Below are 16,879 nucleotides of genomic sequence, written 5' to 3'. Positions count from 1 at the left end.
GGTTGGTCATGGTGTCCTCCGGCCAGTGGTGAAACGTCGGCTCTGGACTACTCCCCCGCGTACCCGGGCGCGGTACGGCCACTCACTCGCCGGAGTCAACCGAGGGGTCCAGGTGGCCCGCCGCCTCCGCCCCGGCCGCGAGGGCCGGGCGGGGGCTGGACAGGACCGGGACCGAGGTCGTCGTCAACTGCCTGGCCGGAGCCATGGACGGCTGGGCGAGGACGATCGCGTCGGCGTCGGTCACCTCGTCGGCCGTGGTGGCGATCAGTCGGGCGTATCCGCCCAGGTCGCCCGTTTCGAAGTGCCGCCAGGCGTCCGCCACCAGACGGGTCCGTACGTCCGTGGGGTGCCCTGCGCGGTGGGCCTCTTCCTCGATCAGCGACACGGTGGGCCCGAATGTGCTCTCCACCGTGCCGAGGACGACGATCCGGGGTCCCGTGGCCACCGCGGCGGCCGCCATCGGACGGTCGCCGCGCAGCACCGGTACCCCGATCCCGGCGCCGGCCGACTCTGCGACGCCGCCGAGGGTCGAGCAGGTGCACAGTACGGCCCGGGCGCCGTCGGCGGCGGCCCGCTGCAGGGCGGCACGCACGTCGTCCGCCACCGCCTCGGGGCCTTCGGCGCGGGCGCGGTCGAGGAGCGACTCGTCGACGAAGTGCCGTAGCTCCAGGCCTGGGTGGTCTGAGTCGCGCAGGGCGTCGAAGACGGGGATGTGGACGGGTGAGGTGTGCAGGAGTGCGAGCAAGGTGCCGGGCCTCAGAAACGGTCGGAGTGTGCCGCCAGCCAGTCCATCGCCGCCCGCAGCAAGTCCGGGTCGGCCGCCGGGGCCTCCTCGGGGTGGCGTTCCGCCCACTTCACGACGTACGGGCAGAGCGGGGCTACGGCGATGTCCTCGCGCTTGGCCATGGCGTACAGCTCGCGCGCCAGGGAGCCCGCGATGCCCTGTCCCTCGTGGGCCGGTTCCACGATGGTGTGCACGGGGACCAGGGCGCGCCCCGGCGCATCGAGCACGAAGTACTCGATGTGGCCGACGACTTCACCGTCGCCGCCGAGGGCGTCCAGGCGGCCCGCCGCCCGGTCGTCGCGGATCTCGGTCTCGCTCATGGGCACGCTCCTGGTCCGAAATGTACGGCCGACGCGGTCAGGCCCGTACGGCCTGCGGGCTGCGCTCCTGGTCGGAGCCCGGCACCGGTGCGGACGGATCGGCGCCCAGGGCCACGATCCTGTTGTCGCGGTCCACATGCACGACCCGCGGCCGCAGCGCCCGCGCCTCGGCGTCGGAGACCTGAGCGTAACTGATGATGATCACCAGGTCGCCCGGGTGCACGAGATGAGCGGCGGCCCCGTTGATGCCGACGACTCCGGAGCCGCGCTCCCCCTCGATGACGTATGTCTCCAGCCGGGCGCCGTTGGTGATGTCGACGATGTGGACCAGCTCGCCGGGCAACAGGTCGGCGGCGTCGAGCAGATCGGCGTCGATGGTCACCGATCCCACGTAGTGCAGGTCGGCCTGGGTGACGGTGGCCCGGTGGATCTTGGACTTGAACAGAGTACGCAGCATTCAGCACTCCCAGAGTTCGCTCCCTGCCTGCCTTTGCAGGTCAAGGGCTGTTCTCTCACCTTACAACGGCTCGCCCTCACGATCCGTCGTCACCTGGCATTATGAGGGCGAACGGAGATCCACCCGTTCCGGGTCGCAGTGGGGGCGAGAGGCATTGGCACGTCCGAATTCAGGTGACGATCAGCTGCAGGCCCTTCACCAGCAGGGCTGGGAGGCCGCGTGTTCTCTGCACCGGCACCTGAGCAGCGGAGGAGAGTTGGCCCCGATTCCAACTCCAGGCGTGCTGCTCGAAGTGGGTGAGATCGCATACGGCGACGTATCGGCGGACTACTCGCGCTTTTACGGCACGAATGTGACCTACAACCAGCGCTCGGGCTTCTACTTCGGGTCACCGATGTTCGTCGCCGCCGGGCTGGTCGGAGACGCGCTCGCCAACAACAGCGCCCGCAACCGGGCGCAGGCGATGGCTCAGGCGCAATGGCGCGACTTCTCCCCCTGCCGCGCGATCCTCACCGACCGTCGCATGCTGCTGCATGTCGCGGCCGAGAACCGTTGGGTGACGGTGTGGCACCACGAGATCATCAGCTTTCTTCCCGTGCTCGAACAGTGGGCGCTGTTCACCGACTACCAGCAGTGGGAGCCGATGCGGTTGGCCGGGCCGACCGTGCCGTGGTTGACGGCCGCGACGATCTCTGTGCTCAACCGGGGCCGGTCCGAGTACCAGCAGCTTCCTCCACTGCCCCTGCCGGACTGAGCTGCGGCAACCTGGACGCTCTGCCGGTCACTTGCTGCGCTGCAGCGTTCCAGTGTCCTCCACACTCGTCACCTTGTAGCGCAGGGTGCCGTCGTCCAAGGGGGTCAGGATGATGTCGACCTCGTCGACGCAGTTCAACGGGCTGCTCTCCTCGGTGATTTCCTCTCGGACCTGTACCGAATTCCCGGTGTCCATGGTGAGGATCCATCGGCCGCTGCACGCCAGCGAGGGGTATTCGACGGTGGCCACCTGATCGCTGAGCTTCCCGCCCGTGTAGTTCACCTTGATCGAGTAGAGATCGCCGTCCCCCTCGCGCACGTTCCCGGTCCACTTGCCCTTGTAGTCGGCTGGGGACGCCTTCGGGGACTCCGCGGAGGAACCTGCCCCGGACGCCCCCGAGTTGGCCGAGTTCTCGTTCCGTTCGCCGGGAAGTGCCTCGGCCAGGACGACGGCGAGTACGGCGACGGCGGCCACAGTGAGCAGCACGGGGCCGACCCGCCTCTTGCGACGGCCGCCCGGCTGGAAGCCGCCCGGCAGCGGCGGCATCGGCGGTGTGGTCACCGTCATCCGTGGTGTCGGCATCGGCGGCATGGGTGTCGAGGTCGGCGTGGGTACCGGGGGCATCGGTGCCGGCGTCGGAGTGCCCGGCGGCGGAGACGGGACGCGTCCGCCCTGCATGGTCGGCAGGGCGTGCACGCTGTCCCCGCCCCGGCCCGCGGCCGGGTTGTCGACCTGGGTCGGCGGCGGCTCCTCGAGGTCGAGGAGGCTGGAGGCGTGCCGGCCGAGCTCCGCGATCAGGTCGCCCGGAAGCCACGCGTCCGAGTGGGCATCCGCCGTCGCCGCCTCTGCCGTCGCCACGATCTCGGGCAGCGTAATCCGGTCCTCGGGCTGCTTGGCGAGGCACCGTCCCACCAACTCGGCCAGCGGCTCGGGCATCCCCTCCAGGTCCGGGTCGTCCTCGGTGGCCCGCAGCATGAGCGCGTGGGCGCCGCTGTCCGGGCCACCGAATGCCTGTCGGCCCGTAGCGGCGAACACCAGCACCAGGCCGAGGCTGAACACGTCGCTCAGCCCGGTGATCTCGCTGCCCAGGATCTGCTCGGGCGACATGTACCCGGGAGAGCCGACCATCGCACCGGTACGGGTCAGCACGCTGGCGTCCGCCGCACGGGCGACACCGAAGTCGATCACCCGGGGACCGTTGACCGTCAGCATGACGTTCGACGGCTTGAGGTCCCGGTGCACCAGTCCGCAGCCGTGGATGCTCTGCAGCGCACGCGCCAGACCGGAGGCCAGGTGCCACACCGACCGCTCCGGCAGCGGCCCGCTGATCTCGGTCACCGCCTGGTGCAACGTGGGGCCGGCGACATACCCGGTGGCGACCCAGGGGGTGTCCGCCTCGGTGTCGGCGTCCAGGACCGGAGCCGTCCACTCCCCGCCCACCCGCCGTGCTGCGGCCACCTCCGCGCGAAACCGGCTGCGGAACTCCGCGTCGTACGCCAACTGCGCATGGACCAGCTTCACGGCGACCGTGCGCCCCCGCTGCGACCGGCCGAGGAACACCTGCCCCATGCCCCCGGCCCCGAGCCGTCGGAGCAACCGGTACTCCCCGACCTTCGCGGGATCGCCCGGCCGCAAGTTCTCCATGATCGTTTCGTCCCCCTGTTCAGCGTGACACTACAGCCGGACGCTCATTACAACATCACCGGTTGCGTCTACGGGCGTCACATCCCCGGACTCGAACTGGGTCCGGTACAGCTCCGCGTAGCGCCCCCCTTCGCCAGCAGTCGCTCGTGCGTGCCGCGTTCCACGATGCGGCCCGCCTCGACGACCAGGATCAGGTCCGCCGCCCGCACCGTGGACAGCCGGTGGGCGATGACGACCGCGGTTCGGCCCTCCAGGGCTTCCGTCAGCGCCTCCTGGACGGCTGCCTCGGAGGTGTTGTCCAGGTGGGCGGTGGCCTCGTCGAGGATGACGACGCGCTGGCGGGCCAGGAGGAGCCGGGCGATGGTCATGCGCTGGCGTTCGCCGCCGGAGAGACGGTAGCCGCGCTCGCCGACGACCGTGTCGAGGCCGTCGGGCAGGGATCGTACGAGATCGGCCAGGCGGGCGCGGCGCAGGGCGTCCCACAGATCGTCCTCGGTCGCGGTGGGGGCGGCGAGGAGGAGGTTGGCGCGGACGGTGTCGTGGAAGAGGTGGCCGTCCTGCGTGACCATGCCGAGGGTGGAGCGCAGGGAGTCGGCGGTCAGGTCACGGACGTCGACGCCGCCGATGCGTACGGCGCCCTCGTCGACGTCGTACAGGCGCGGCAGCAGTTGGGCGATCGTGGACTTTCCGGCGCCGGAGGAGCCGACGAGGGCGACGGTCTGGCCGGGTTCGGCGCGGAAGGAGATGCCGTGCAGGACCTCGTCGCCGCCGCGGGTGTCGAGGGAGGCCACTTCCTCCAGGGAGGCCAGGGAGACCTTGTCGGCGGACGGGTAGCCGAAGCGGACGTTCTCGAAGGCGACGGCGACCGGGCCGTCGGGCACCTGCCGTGCGTCCGGCCTGTCCTCGATCAGCGGCTTCAGGTCGAGGACTTCGAAGACCCGCTCGAAGCTGACCAGGGCACTCATCACCTCGATGCGGGCGCCGGCGAGGGCGGTCAGCGGCGCGTAGAGGCGGGTCAGCAGCAGCGCCAGCGCGACGACGGCGCCCGGCTCCAGCGTGCCGCGCAGGGCGAACCAGCCGCCGAGGCCGTAGACGAGGGCGAGTGCGAGGGCCGACACCAGGGTGAGGGCGGTGATGAACGCCGACTGGGCCGTGGCCGTCCGTACTCCGATGTCCCGGACCCGGCGGGCGCGGGCCGCGAACTCCTCGGACTCCTCCTCCGGGCGGCCGAAGAGCTTGACCAGGGTGGCGCCCGGAGCCGAGAACCGCTCGGTCATCCGGGTGCCCATCGCCGCGTTGAGCGTCGCCGCCTCCCGTTGCATCCGGGCCATGCGGCTGCCCATCCGCCGCGCGGGGACGACGAACACCGGGAGCAGGACGAGCGAGAGCAGCGTGATCTGCCAGGACAGGGTGAGCATGACGGCGAGGGTGAGCACGAGGGTGACGAAGTTGCTGACCACGCCGGACAGGGTGTTGCTGAACGCCCGCTGCGCGCCGATCACATCGTTGTTGAGACGGCTGACGAGCGCCCCCGTACGAGTGCGTGTGAAGAACGCGACCGGCATGCGCTGCACATGATCGAACACAGCCGTCCGCAGATCGAGGATGAGTCCCTCCCCGAGCGTCGCCGACAACCGTCTGCCGAGGATGCCGAGTGCCGCCTCGACGACCGCGATGAGCGCGATGAGAAGCGCAAGTCGTACGACGGTTCCCTCGTCGTCGCCCGTCACGATCGCGTCCACGACGTAGCCGGCCAGGACGGGTGTGGCGACGGCGAGCAGGGCGGTGACCACCCCGAGCCCCACGAAGCGAGCGATGCGCACACGGTGCGGGCGGGCGAACGCGCCGATGCGGCGCAGCGTCGCGCGGGCGAGGGGACGGCGCTCCTGCTGGGCGCTCATGACACTCTGCAGCTGTGTCCAGGCTGTGATCTCCATACTCATGAGAGGGACCGTAGGACCTCAACCATCCTTGAGGTCAACGCCGAATCGGCACCGTCCGGGCACACGATGGATGCGAGGCCGTGCCCGGCGTGTCAGCCTCCGTCCCCACTCCCGCAACCTGCCGTTGATCTGGCGCGGAAAACCTCTCACGATGTGATGGTCGTGCGTCTTCCCCGAGGCCTCAAGCGCCTCCCGTACCGGCAGATACTGATGCTGGTCCCGCTCGCGCTCGTGCTGTGGGTCGCCGTGCGCCACTGGTCCGTGCTCGTCGAGGGCTTCGGACATCTGCGCCATGCCGAGTGGCCGTGGCTGCTGGCCGCCGGCGCGGCCACCTGCGGCACCTGGGTCGCCGCGTCCGCCGCCCGGCAGGGCGCGCTCGTCGAGCGGCTGCCGGTACGGCGGCTGCTGGCCACGCAGTTCGCGGCGGGCGCCGCCAACCACCTGCTGCCGACCGGTCTCGGGGCCAGCGCAGTCAATCTGCGGTTCATGGCGGTGTGCGGGGTTCCGCTGGCCCGCTCATCGGCCGCGGTCGCCCTCTATCTGCTGGCGGAGTCGATCGCCCGTGTGGGCATGCTGGCGGCCCTGCTGATCGCCTTCCCGCACGCGCTGCAGCTCGGCTCGCTCCTGCCGGACGGCGCGGTGGGCCCGCTGCTGCTCGGCATCGGCGTGGTGGCCGCCGTCGCGCTGCTGGTCCTGCTGCTCGTACGGAAGCTGCGCACCATCGTCTTCACCTTCCTGCGGACCGCGCTGGGCGAGGCGAGGGCCGTGCACACCCGGCCCTGGCGCGCGGTGGCCCTGTGGGGCGGCTCGTTGGCCTTCCCGGCCCTGCAGGCGGCCGGACTGGTCGCGGTGGGGCTGGCGTTGGGGCTGCCGGTGCCGCCCGCGTACATGGTGGTCGCGTATCTGGCGGCGACCGTCGCGGTCGCGCTGATACCGACACCCGGCGGCATCGGTTCCGTCGAGGCCGCCCTGATCGTCGCCCTGGTCGCAGCGGGCGGACCGGTCGCCGTGGCCACGGCCGTGGTGCTCGCCTACCGGATCATCACCGTCTGGGTGCCCATCCTGCCGGGGGCGTTGACGCTGGGCGCGCTGGTGCGGATGAAGGTCATCTGAGGGCTGTCTGCGAACTCCGGCCCGGCATGGGCGCGGTACGGCTCGTTCACTGAACTCTGACGCGCACCGGGCCGCCCTTCGGGTCGATCCGGTGTGTCCAGCGTGCGGTGAGGGTCAGCCGGCGGTTCAGGAGGACCGCTCGGTGCAGGATCCGTTCGTCCTGCGTGACGTGCAGGGTCGGGCGGGTGAGCAGGACCGTCGCGCGCAGGACGTACGGGAGGCGGTCTGCCGGGGTGACGCGGTTCGGGGCGATCCAGCGCAGGGGCGGGGCGACCACCAGGGGGACGCCTTCGGGCCACTCCTCGCCCGCAAGCCACGACCGGACGGCACCGGCCGCATGCGCACCCTCGCGGGCCGCCATACCCGCGCTCTCCACGGCGTGCAGCACACTGCCCACGGCGAACACACCCGGGCGTAGCGTGCGCAGCGCCCCGTCGACGGCGGGCCCGCGCGTGCCGGGATCGAGCGGCACTCCGCCGCGCCGGGCGAGTTCGTGGTCAGGCACGAAGTCGCCGGTGAACACGACCGTGTCGCAGGGCAGCACGGCCGTACGGCCGTCGCGGTGGCGTATCCGGACGCCTGCCAGGCGCCCGTGGCCGAGGAGTTCGGTGACCGTGGTGCCGGTGAGGAGCGGGATGCCGTGGCGGAGCCGGCTGTGCTGGGCGCGGGCGGGTGCCGTCTGGGCGCGCGGGAGTTCCGTGACCATGGCAACGACGTCGGCTCCCGCGGCCCGTACGGTGTCGGCGGCGGCGTACGAGACGTCCTCCGCGCCGACCACGACAGCTCGGGTGCCGATCCGCTGCCGGTACAGGTGGACGGCCTGCTGGAGTTCGCCGGTCGTGCAGACGCCGGCGGGCCGCGTGCCGGGCACCAGACGTGCGCTGCGCGGGCGTTCGCGGGCGCCGGTGGCCAGCACGATCGCCCGCGCGGTGATCGTCTCCGAGCCCTGCGGGCCGACCGCGGTGAGCGTGAGCGGGCCGGTCCAGTCGAGGCCGGTCACGCCGGTTCGTACGACGGCTCCGGCTCTGGTCGCCGCGTCGGTGAGCAGATGGGCGTACGCCGGTCCCGTCAGCGGACGCAGCATCGTGCCGAAGCCGCCGTGCGCGCAGTGCCGGGGCACGCCTCCCGCCTGCTGCTCGCGCTCCAGCACCTCGACGTGGCCGACGCCGGCGGTGGCGAGACGGGCGGCTGCCGCGAGTCCGGCGGGGCCCGCGCCGACGACCAGGACGTCGATCCGGCGCTCGGGCGTCATGCGCCGGCTCCCTCGAACAGCGCCCGTACGGCCTCACCGCAGTAGAAGCCCTGGCAGCGGCCCGCCCTGGCCCGGGTCCGGCGGCGCAGTCCGTCGAGGCTGCGGGGCGGGATCGTACTGGCGAGGGCGTCGCGGATCTCGCCGCGGGAGACTCGCTCGCAGTGGCAGACGAGGGTGCCGTACTCCGGGTCGGCGGCGATGAGTTCGGGCCGCTGGTGCGGGCGGGGGAAGGCCTCGCCGAGGTTCGGCATGCGCACCGGCTCCAACTCCCGTATCGGGCCCGGGTCGAGGCCGATGTCGGTGAGCAGAGCGGTGACATGAGCGGCGATGGCGAGCGAGGCGGTGAGGCCGGTGGAGCGGATGCCGCCGACCGTGACGTAGGACCGCTCTGGGTGGGCGCGGATGCGGTAGTCGTCGTGCTCGGTGGCGGCGCGCAGCCCGGCGTAGACGGCGGTGACCTCCTCGTCGAGCAGTTCGGGCAGGATGCGGCGGCCGTTGTCGCGCAGCAGCTGAAGCCCGTCCGCGGTGGAGTGCGTGGCCCGCTTGTCGTCCAGGTCCTCGGCGGTGGGGCCGAGGAGCACGTTGCCGTAGATGGTGGGGGCGACCAGCACGCCCTTGCCGAGCGCTGTGGGGACGGGCAGCAGGATGTGGTTGACCAGGCCGCGGGCGAACTTGTCGAAGACGATGAGCTGGCCGCGGCGCGGGGTGACGGTGAAGTCGTCGTGGCCGAGCCGCCGGTCGAGTGTGTCGGCGTGCAGTCCGGCCGCGTTGACCAGCAGGCGGGTGCGCAGTGTGCCCCGGTCGGTGCCGAGGACGTGCGTGTCGTCCTGCCGACTCACGTTCTCCACACGGCAGTTGAGGTGCAGGTCCACTCCGTGCCGGACGGCCTGGGTGGCGTAGGCGAGTGTCGTCGTCCAGGGACAGATGATGCTCTCGCCGGGCACGTGCAGCGCACCGAGCGCGCCGGGGCCGAGGTGCGGTTCGCGTTCGTAGAGGTCCGTCGGGCCAAGGATGCGGGTGTCGTGGTAGTCGTTGCGTTCGGCCTTCTCCACGAGTCGGGGCAGCGCGGCGAGCTGTTCCTGGTCCCAGGCGACGAGGAGGGCGCCGGTCGTTTCGACGGGGATCCCGGACTCGGCCGCGTACGCGGCGAGTTGACGGGAGCCCTCGCGCACCAGCCGGGCTTCGAGGGAGCCGGGCGCCGCGTCGAACCCGGTGTGCAGGATCGCGGTGTTGGCCTTCGAGGTGGCGTCGCCGACGTCGTCCCGCGCTTCTACGAGGGCGATGCGGAGGTGCGGGTGACGGGCGAGTGCGCGGGCGATGGCACAGCCGACCACGCCGGCACCGACGATCGCGATGTCGTACGTCACTGAAGGCAGCGGCCCGGTCATACGGGCGCTCTGCTCGCTGATGCGGGCGTCAGCCTCGCCAAGCGACTCTGGCGAAGTCGGCCGCGGCTCGGCAGCACCCCGAAGAGGCGCGGGGAACTGCGCGACCAGCCACAACCACCCCGCAGATGACCGACAGCCAATCGCAGCACTTCCCGCGGAGCGCTCAGTGCCGACGTCACCCTCGCCAAGCGACTCTGGCGAAGCCGGCCGCGGCTCGGCAGCACCCCGAAGAGGCGCGGGGAACTGCGCGACCAGCCACAACGGCCCCGCAGATGACCGACGGCCATTCGCGGCACTCCCGCGGAGCGCTTCGTGCGGGCGTCAGGCTCGCTCACGTCGGCGCCCTGTCGAGCAGTGCCGCGACTTCGCGGCGGAACCCGGAGAGGCGGGCGGCGGCCTCGTCCGCGCCGATGCGTGGCTCGTACACGGCCGACGGTTTCCAGTCGGGCAGCGCCTCGGCGACCGTCAGGCCAGGCTCGGCGCCCAGCCTGGCCAGCGCGCCCACGCCGAGCGCGGTCGCGTCCGGCAGCGCGGACACCTCGACGGGGCGTTGCAGAAGGTCGGCCTGGGTCTGCATGAGGAGGGTGGAGCGGGTCAGGCCGCCGTCGACGCGGAGTACCGAGAGGGACTCGCCCAGATCGAGCGCGGCGGCCTCGGCGAGTTCCGTGACCTGCGCGGCGATGCCCTCGCACAGGGCGCGCACCAGGTGCCCGGCGGTGGTGTCGAGGCCGAGTCCGGTGAGCGAGCCGCGCAGGTCGCCGCGCCACCAGGGGGCGGCGAGTCCGGCAAGCGCCGGGACGAAGGTGACGCCACCGCTGTCGGGCGCCGAACCGCCCACAGGATCAAGGTCCGCGGCGCCCTTGATGACGCCCAGGTCGGCGAGCCAGCGTACGGCGGACGCGGCCGTGTACACCTGGCCGTCGAGGCAGTAGCTGGTGTGTCCGCCGAGGCGCCAGGCGACACAGCTGACCAGCCCGGAGGTGCCCCGGCGCGGTGTGTCGCCGGTGTGGGCGAGCAGGAACGCGCCCGTTCCGTAGGTGCACTTGGCGCCGCCGGGTTCGGTGATGCGCTGGGCGAGCAGGGCGGCCTGCTGGTCGACGACGAGGCCGGTGAGCGGCATGGACTGGCCGAAGGCGGTGGTCGTGCCCACCGGTCCGGCGACGTCGACGACTTCGGGGAGCCGTTCGTCCGACAGCCCGTAGAGGTCGAGGGCGCGCGGTGACCAGGATGTGCGGTCGAGGTCGAGCAGTTGGGTGCGGCCCGCGGTGGCCGCGTCGGTGACGTACGCGCCGGTGAGCCGGTGCACCAGCCAGGCGTCGGAGGTGGTGACGACTCCCTCGGCGGTCAGGTGCCGTCGTATCCACGCCATCTTGGGCGCGGCGAAGTACGGGTCGAGCGGCAGCCCGGTCAGCTCCCGCAACTCCTCGTTGTGGTCGGCGAGTTCGGCGCACACGCTCTCGGCGCGGCGGTCCTGCCAGACCAGCGCGTCGGTCAGCGGGCGGCCGGTGTCCGGGTCCCAGGCGAGAACGGTCTCGCCCTGATTGGCCAGGCCCAGCGCGGTGACCGGCTCCCGTGCCTCGGCCAGGGCGCGGCCCGCGGCCTCGACGACGGAGGCGTACAGCTCGCCGGGGGCGACCTCGACCAGCCCGCCGGGCAGATGGCGGGGCCGTACGGCGGCGAAGCCGGTGCCGATGACGCCGCGTTCGGGGCAGATCACCAGGGCCTTGGTGCCGGAGGTGCCCTGGTCGACGGCGAGCACCGGACCTGTCATCGCACCTCTCCCGTCGAAGCCCCTGGGCGATCACCGTGCGCCAGCCTGCCGCCGCTTCGCACGCCCCGTCAAGCAAGGCAGACGCACGCTCAACCGGCGACCCCCGCAAAGGAGTTCGAAAGGACCAGGAAACCGACAGCGATGCAAAAGCTCCGCCTCTATAGTGACCGCCGACCGCGCGACTCCTCAACCGCCGCCCGGAGGAGGCTGTTGTTACTTCCGTCCGCCGTCCCGACCTGCCCTCCAGGAGCTGCGTACCGGCCGCTGGATGGCGATGCGCGGTCTCCTGCTGGAGACCAGAGAGTGGTGGCAGTGGACCCAGCGCACCCAGGTCCTCGCGACCGCGGCGGCCGGTACCGACGTGGTGCGGGCCTGGCTGTCCGAGGAGCCGCACAGCGTCCCGGCCGTCGTGATGCACGCCCGGGTCACCGTGGAACGCGCCCTGCGGGCACACCGGGAGGAGCACCGCCGTACGCACGAGCTGTGGCAGGAGGCAGGCGTGCGAGACGACGACGCGCACCGCACCGCACGACCCGGTCCCCTGGGCGTGCCTGCTGACGCCGGCCCAGCTGGACCGGCACCAGCGCTGGTCCGAGCGCCGGTGGGGACCGCCCGAGCCGATGCTGCCGCCGGGCCCGTGGGGCTGCTCGCGGAGGCCGACAAGCGTGACCCGTACAACCGCGAGGCCCATCACCGGATGCTGCAGTTCCTCTACGGGCGCGGCGCCAACGGGCGGCCGGCGGAGGCGTCCGGGTATGCGCACCGGACTCCTGGTTCGAGCTCAGCCGTCCCGCCGAGCGCTCCCTGGACGCCCGTCCCCTGGGCCTACCGCACCTCGGACGCGGGCGACCGCAGCCAGGCGGTGGACGTCTTCCTCCAGGCGCGCACCCGCACCCGGTCGGCCGCGGACGACTTACGCCCACACCCCTGACCCCGTCCTCTCCCGGAGGTAGGTTCCGCATGTCCCGCACCCCCGCTCCGTCCGGCGTCCCGCCCCACGACGAGGAACAGCGCCTGCGTGAACTCGGCTACCGCCCGGTGCTCGCCCGCCGTATGGGCGGCTTCGGCAACTTCGCCATCAGCTTCTCCGTGATCTCGATCCTGTCCGGCTGCATGACCCTGTACGGCTTCGGCATGGGCGCCGGCGGACCCGCCGTGATGCTGTGGGGCTGGGCCGGTGTCGGCCTGTTCGTGCTGTGTGTCGGACTCGCGCTGGCGGAAGTCACCAGCGCGTACCCGACCTCAGGCGCCCTGTACTACATGGCCGACCGGCTCGGCGGCCGGCGCTGGGGCTGGTACACGGGCTGGCTGAATCTGCTCGGTCTGCTGGGTGCGATCGCCGGCATCGACTACGGTGCCGCCCTGTTCACCGGCGCCTTCATGAACCTCCAGTGGGGCTTCGAGCCGACGCCGGAGAAGACGTTCCTGATCTTCATGGTGATCCTGCTGCTGCACGCCACGCTGAACCTGTTCGGCGTCCGGCTGGTCAGTGTGCTCAACTCCATCAGCGTGTGGTGGCACCTCGCCGGTGTGGCGGTCATCGTCGGCGCGCTGGCCATCGTCCCCGACCACCACCAGTCGCCGTCCTTCGTCTTCACCGAGTTCGTCAACGACACCGGCTGGTCCAACCCCGTCTACGTCGCCGCGATCGGCCTGCTGCTCGCGCAGTACACCTTCTCCGGCTACGACGCCTCCGCCCACCTCTCCGAGGAGACCTCGAACGCCTCGGTGTCGGCGGCCCGCGGCATCGTGCGCGCCATCTGGGTCTCCTGGATCGCGGGCTTCGTGCTGCTCGCCGGCCTCACCTTCGCCATCCAGGACTACGACGCCACACGCGCCAGCGAGACCGGGGTGCCGCCCGCGCAGATCCTGCTCGACGGCCTCGGCACGGACGGCGCGAGCGCCCTGCTGCTCGTGGTGATCGTCGCCCAGCTGTTCTGCGGCAACGCCGAAGTGGCCGCGGCCAGCCGCATGGTGTTCGCGTTCAGCCGGGACCGGGCGCTGCCGGGCTCCCATCTGTGGCGCAGGGTCAGCAGCCGCACTCAGACCCCGGTCGCCGCCGTCTGGCTGTCGGTGGCGGTCGCCTGCCTCCTCGCCCTGCCATCCCTGTACTCGGCGACGGCGTACGGCGCGGTCACCGCCATCAACGTCATCGGCATCACGCCCGCTTACGTCATCCCCGTGTTCCTGCGTCTGCGGGCGGGCGACCGCTTCCAGCCGGGGCCCTGGAATCTGGGCCGGTGGAGCAGGCCGATCGGCTGGATCGCGGTGGCGTGGGTGGCCTGTGTGACGGTGCTGTTCTGCCTGCCCCAGTCGTCTCCGGTGACGGTCGACACAATGAACTACGCCTCCGTCGCCCTCGCTGTCGTACTCGTCCTCGCCACGGTGTGGTGGTTCGTCGCCCGGCGTTCGTACGGAACGCCCACCACAGCGGCGTACGGCGACGACCGGGAACAGGCCGAACGGGCCGAGGGAATCGTCTGAGCTGCGCGATCCGGGCATCGGTCCAGGTACGAACTCCTGTGCCCGATACGGCAGGATGAGCCCTCGCGCCGGACATCGAAGGACCTGTCCGGCGCGAGGCGTACATCACGGAAGCGAGCAGGTGACCAGGTGACGAGACTTCACATCCGGCTGTCGGCGAGGAATGTCCCCGCGGATCTTCTCACCGGAGGTGACCGGTGAACCGCGAACTCACCATGCACGACCTGGTCATCGCCGGTATCGCGATGGCCGCGGGACTGCTGGCGGCGTTCCTGCTGCGGATGCTGCTGCGCTGGCTGGGCAAGCACGCGGACCGCACCCGCTGGACGGGCGACGAGGTCATCGTCGCCGCGCTGCGGACCGTGGTGCCGTGGGCCGCGGTGGTGGCCGGCGCGGCGGCCGCGGCGGCGGCGCTGCCGCTCACCAGGACGGTTCATCGCAACGTCAACCAGGGCCTGACCGTCCTGCTGATCCTCGTCGTGACGATCGCGGCGGCCCGAATGGTCGCCGGACTGATCCGCACGGTCACCCAGGCCCGCTCCGGGGTCGCCGGGTCGGCCACGATCTTCGTCAACATCACCCGGGTCGTGGTCCTGGCGATCGGCTGCCTGGTGGTGCTGCAGACGCTGGGCATCTCCATAGCCCCGCTGCTCACCGCCCTCGGTGTGGGTGGTCTCGCGGTCGCCCTGGCGCTTCAGGACACGCTCGCCAACCTCTTCGCGGGCATCCACATCCTCGCCTCGAAGACCGTCCAGCCCGGTGACTACATCCGCCTCAGCAGCGGCGAGGAGGGCTATGTCACCGACATCAACTGGCGGCAGACCACCGTCCGCAACCTCTCCAACAACCTGGTCATCATCCCCAACGGCCAGCTGGCGGGGACGAACATGACCAACTACAACCGCCCCGAGCAGGACCTGACCATCCTGCTCCAGGCGGGGGTCGCCTACGACAGCGACCTGGAGCACGTGGAGCGGGTCACCATGGAGGTGATCGCCGAGGTGATGACCGAGATCACCGGCGCCATGCCGGACCATGAGCCTGCGGTGCGCTTCCACACCTTCGGCGACTCGCGCATCGGGTTCACGATCATCCTGGGCGTCGGCGAGTTCAGCGACCAGTTCCGGATCAAGCACGAGTTCATCAAGCGCCTGCACAAGCGCTACCGCGAGGAGGGTATCCGCATCCCCTCCCCGACCCGCACGGTGGCCCTGCAGCAGGGCGCGGTGTCGATTCCGCAGCAGCGCGGCGCGGAGATCGTGGTCGAGCCGGGCGAAATCCCCTCCGCCCGGCTCGACTGATCCCTTACCTCGGCTGATCCCTTACAGGGTGGCCGAGTTGTCGTGGTGCCCGTCCGTCCGGTTCTCCGGCCGCCGCAGTGACGAGCTCGGCGGCGTCACCGTCCAGTCGGGGTGGCCGGGCATCCGCGGGGTCTTCGTGCCGTAGAGCCAGTCCCGCAGGAAACCGGACAGGTCGCGGCCGGAGACCTCCGAGGCGACGGCGATGTAGTCGTCCGTGGACGCCGAGGCGTTGCGGAAGCGGTCCAGGAAGGCGCGCTCCACGGCGTTGAACGCGGTCTCGCCGATCTCGTTGCGCAGGGCGTAGAGCACGAGGACGCCGCCGAGGTAGCGCTGGGAGTCGAAGAGGTTGGCCGCGTCCGGGGCGGCGACCGGACCCGAGTCGCGGCGCCACTGGTCGCCCTGCGCGTAGGTGTGCTTCATCCGGGCCGCCATCGTGGTCATGCCGATGGAGTCCGGCCAGCCGCGCTCGTAGCGGTAGAGCAGCCCGTAGAAGTCGGCGTGGCCCTCGTTGATCCACAGGTCGGCCCAGGTGGCCGGGGAGACCAGGTTGCCGAAGTAGGAGTGGACCAGCTCGTGCATCATGTGCGAGCCGATCCTGGGCTCCTCCTGGAGGAGGTAACCCGGCCGGTACACCGTGAGGGTCTGCGTCTCCAGTCCGGTGAACCCACCGGGGAGCTCGGAGATGTCGGCGTTGACCGGCAGCAGACCGTACGTCTCGAAGGGGTAGGCGCCGAGTCGGGCCTCGAGCCAGCCGACCAGGTTGGGCGTGAGCGCGAGCGCCGGTTCCAGCGCGGCGGCCCGCGAGACGGGGACGACGTCCCGCAGCGGCAGCCCGTGCGGCCCCTGGCGTTCCTTGATCACATAGTCGCCGACGGTGATCTGCACGATCTCGGTGGCGATGGGCGAGCGGGAGCGGTACGTGTACGCGGTCCGGCCGCCGGCAAGTTCCTCGGTGCGGACGAGCCGGCCGCTGGCCACGCCGCGCAGGCCGTCCGGGACGGTGATGCGGAAGGTGAAGTCGGCCTTGTCCGAGGGGTGGTCATTGCACGGGAACACGGTGTGCGCCGAGTCCGGCTGGGGGCAGATGGCGAAGCCGTCGGGGGTGGGGACCCAGGCCGTGTGCGCGAGGGTGCGGCGCGGGTCCGCCGTGTACGTCACGGCGACGGCGACCTTCTTGCCTGCGGGCAGGCATCGGGCGGGCGTGATCCGCAGCTTCTCGTCGGCCTGCTCGAAGGCGGCCGTGCGGCCGGCCACCGTGACGGTGCGTATGTCCAGGCCGAGGGCGTCCAGGGAGAAGCGGGTCAGCTCCTGGGTGGTGGTGATCTTCAGGGTGGCCGTGGCGTCGACGAGCTTCGTCGTGGCGTCGTAGGCGAGGTCGAGGTGGTAGGCCGATACGCGGTAGCCGTCGTTGCCGAGGCTCGGGTAGACGGGGTCCCCCAACGTCTCCGGGCCGGGCGTGCCCGTGGCTGCCGGAGCCGCGTGCGCCTGGGCGCCTACGGACAGGGCCGCGGCGGTGCCGATCAGGGCGGCCGGGGCGGTCACTCTGCTGCGATATCTCATGGTCCGCTTTCGCTCGGGCGGCCGGGTGGTCAGATCCGGCCGTCGGATGAAGTGCGATCAAGGTGCACGACCACAAGATCAGACGCTTGGAAACCCTCAGAAGATGCA

12 protein-coding genes and 2 pseudogenes are annotated in these 16,879 nt (G+C 71.4%); 5 read left to right on the top strand and 9 right to left on the bottom strand.

The features are described 5' to 3' along the window. Positions 1-82: 82 nt before the first annotated feature. Genes QQY66_RS44745 through panD form a run of 3 tightly spaced genes read right to left on the bottom strand, consistent with a single transcriptional unit; the run spans position 83 to position 1,561 of the window. The gene (locus QQY66_RS44745) at positions 83-745 is read right to left on the bottom strand and encodes an aspartate/glutamate racemase family protein (protein ID WP_301986203.1); all 663 of its coding nucleotides are present in this window, start codon (positions 743-745) and stop codon (positions 83-85) included. Between the two features lie 11 nt (positions 746-756). Beyond that, the gene (locus tag QQY66_RS44740; RefSeq protein ID WP_301986201.1) at positions 757-1,104 is read right to left on the bottom strand and encodes a GNAT family N-acetyltransferase; all 348 of its coding nucleotides are present in this window, start codon (positions 1,102-1,104) and stop codon (positions 757-759) included. 37 nt (positions 1,105-1,141) lie between these two features. Continuing rightward, the gene (gene panD, locus QQY66_RS44735) at positions 1,142-1,561 is read right to left on the bottom strand and encodes an aspartate 1-decarboxylase (protein WP_301986200.1); all 420 of its coding nucleotides are present in this window, start codon (positions 1,559-1,561) and stop codon (positions 1,142-1,144) included. Positions 1,562-1,841: 280 nt separating this feature from the next. Here panD and QQY66_RS44730 point away from each other — a divergent pair, with 280 nt between their 5' ends. Next, positions 1,842-2,315, top strand: coding sequence for a hypothetical protein (locus QQY66_RS44730; RefSeq protein WP_301986199.1), 474 nt, complete (start codon positions 1,842-1,844; stop codon positions 2,313-2,315). 27 nt (positions 2,316-2,342) lie between these two features. Here QQY66_RS44730 and QQY66_RS44725 read toward each other — a convergent pair whose 3' ends face one another. Continuing rightward, positions 2,343-3,959, bottom strand: coding sequence for a serine/threonine-protein kinase (locus tag QQY66_RS44725; protein ID WP_301986198.1), 1,617 nt, complete (start codon positions 3,957-3,959; stop codon positions 2,343-2,345). A gap of 30 nt (positions 3,960-3,989) precedes the next feature. Continuing rightward, positions 3,990-5,896: pseudogene (locus QQY66_RS44720) on the bottom strand (ABC transporter ATP-binding protein). 162 nt (positions 5,897-6,058) lie between these two features. Here QQY66_RS44720 and QQY66_RS44715 point away from each other — a divergent pair. Continuing rightward, on the top strand, positions 6,059-7,015 hold the full coding sequence (locus tag QQY66_RS44715; RefSeq protein WP_301986197.1) for a lysylphosphatidylglycerol synthase transmembrane domain-containing protein: 957 nt from the start codon (positions 6,059-6,061) through the stop codon (positions 7,013-7,015). 46 nt (positions 7,016-7,061) lie between these two features. On the opposite strand, the gene QQY66_RS44710 is transcribed toward QQY66_RS44715, so the two are convergent. From QQY66_RS44710 to QQY66_RS44700, 3 genes are all read right to left on the bottom strand, one after another. Continuing rightward, positions 7,062-8,267: an NAD(P)/FAD-dependent oxidoreductase gene (locus tag QQY66_RS44710; RefSeq protein WP_301986196.1), complete on the bottom strand. Its 1,206-nt coding sequence runs from the start codon at positions 8,265-8,267 to the stop codon at positions 7,062-7,064. Further along, positions 8,264-9,655, bottom strand: coding sequence for an FAD-dependent oxidoreductase (locus tag QQY66_RS44705; RefSeq protein WP_301986195.1), 1,392 nt, complete (start codon positions 9,653-9,655; stop codon positions 8,264-8,266). The genes QQY66_RS44710 and QQY66_RS44705 overlap by 4 nt, the downstream gene beginning before the upstream one ends. A gap of 331 nt (positions 9,656-9,986) precedes the next feature. After that, positions 9,987-11,426 (bottom strand): FGGY family carbohydrate kinase, encoded by a 1,440-nt coding sequence (locus QQY66_RS44700; protein WP_301986194.1) that lies wholly within the window; start codon positions 11,424-11,426, stop codon positions 9,987-9,989. A gap of 250 nt (positions 11,427-11,676) precedes the next feature. Here QQY66_RS44700 and QQY66_RS44695 point away from each other — a divergent pair. From QQY66_RS44695 to QQY66_RS44685, 3 genes and pseudogenes are all read left to right on the top strand, one after another. Further along, positions 11,677-12,357 (top strand): annotated as a pseudogene (locus tag QQY66_RS44695) (hypothetical protein). 29 nt (positions 12,358-12,386) lie between these two features. Then, a complete protein-coding gene (locus QQY66_RS44690; protein WP_301986193.1) occupies positions 12,387-13,910 on the top strand; it encodes an amino acid permease in 1,524 nt (507 codons plus the stop codon). Between the two features lie 197 nt (positions 13,911-14,107). After that, complete coding sequence (locus QQY66_RS44685; RefSeq protein ID WP_301986192.1) at positions 14,108-15,211, top strand: mechanosensitive ion channel family protein; 1,104 nt, start codon at positions 14,108-14,110, stop codon at positions 15,209-15,211. A gap of 21 nt (positions 15,212-15,232) precedes the next feature. Here QQY66_RS44685 and QQY66_RS44680 read toward each other — a convergent pair whose 3' ends face one another. Next, on the bottom strand, positions 15,233-16,771 hold the full coding sequence (locus tag QQY66_RS44680; RefSeq protein WP_301986190.1) for a M1 family metallopeptidase: 1,539 nt from the start codon (positions 16,769-16,771) through the stop codon (positions 15,233-15,235). Between the last annotated feature and the right edge of the window lie 108 nt (positions 16,772-16,879).

Origin of the sequence: Streptomyces sp. DG2A-72, from assembly GCF_030499575.1 — a bacterium.
Lineage (GTDB): Bacteria > Actinomycetota > Actinomycetes > Streptomycetales > Streptomycetaceae > Streptomyces.
This window is presented reverse-complemented; position numbering and strand designations above follow the sequence as displayed.

Bases quoted from the DNA above. Each gene is read 5' to 3' on its own strand.
- QQY66_RS44740 (WP_301986201.1), bottom strand. From the start codon at position 1,104: ATGAGCGAGACCGAGATCCGCGACGACCGGGCGGCGGGCCGCCTGGAC.
- panD (WP_301986200.1), bottom strand. From the start codon at position 1,561: ATGCTGCGTACTCTGTTCAAGTCCAAGATCCACCGGGCCACCGTCACC.
- QQY66_RS44725 (WP_301986198.1), bottom strand. From the start codon at position 3,959: ATGGAGAACTTGCGGCCGGGCGATCCCGCGAAGGTCGGGGAGTACCGG.
- QQY66_RS44715 (WP_301986197.1), top strand. From the start codon at position 6,059: ATGGTCGTGCGTCTTCCCCGAGGCCTCAAGCGCCTCCCGTACCGGCAG.
- QQY66_RS44710 (WP_301986196.1), bottom strand. From the start codon at position 8,267: ATGACGCCCGAGCGCCGGATCGACGTCCTGGTCGTCGGCGCGGGCCCC.
- QQY66_RS44705 (WP_301986195.1), bottom strand. From the start codon at position 9,655: ATGACCGGGCCGCTGCCTTCAGTGACGTACGACATCGCGATCGTCGGT.
- QQY66_RS44700 (WP_301986194.1), bottom strand. From the start codon at position 11,426: ATGACAGGTCCGGTGCTCGCCGTCGACCAGGGCACCTCCGGCACCAAG.
- QQY66_RS44690 (WP_301986193.1), top strand. From the start codon at position 12,387: ATGTCCCGCACCCCCGCTCCGTCCGGCGTCCCGCCCCACGACGAGGAA.
- QQY66_RS44680 (WP_301986190.1), bottom strand. From the start codon at position 16,771: ATGAGATATCGCAGCAGAGTGACCGCCCCGGCCGCCCTGATCGGCACC.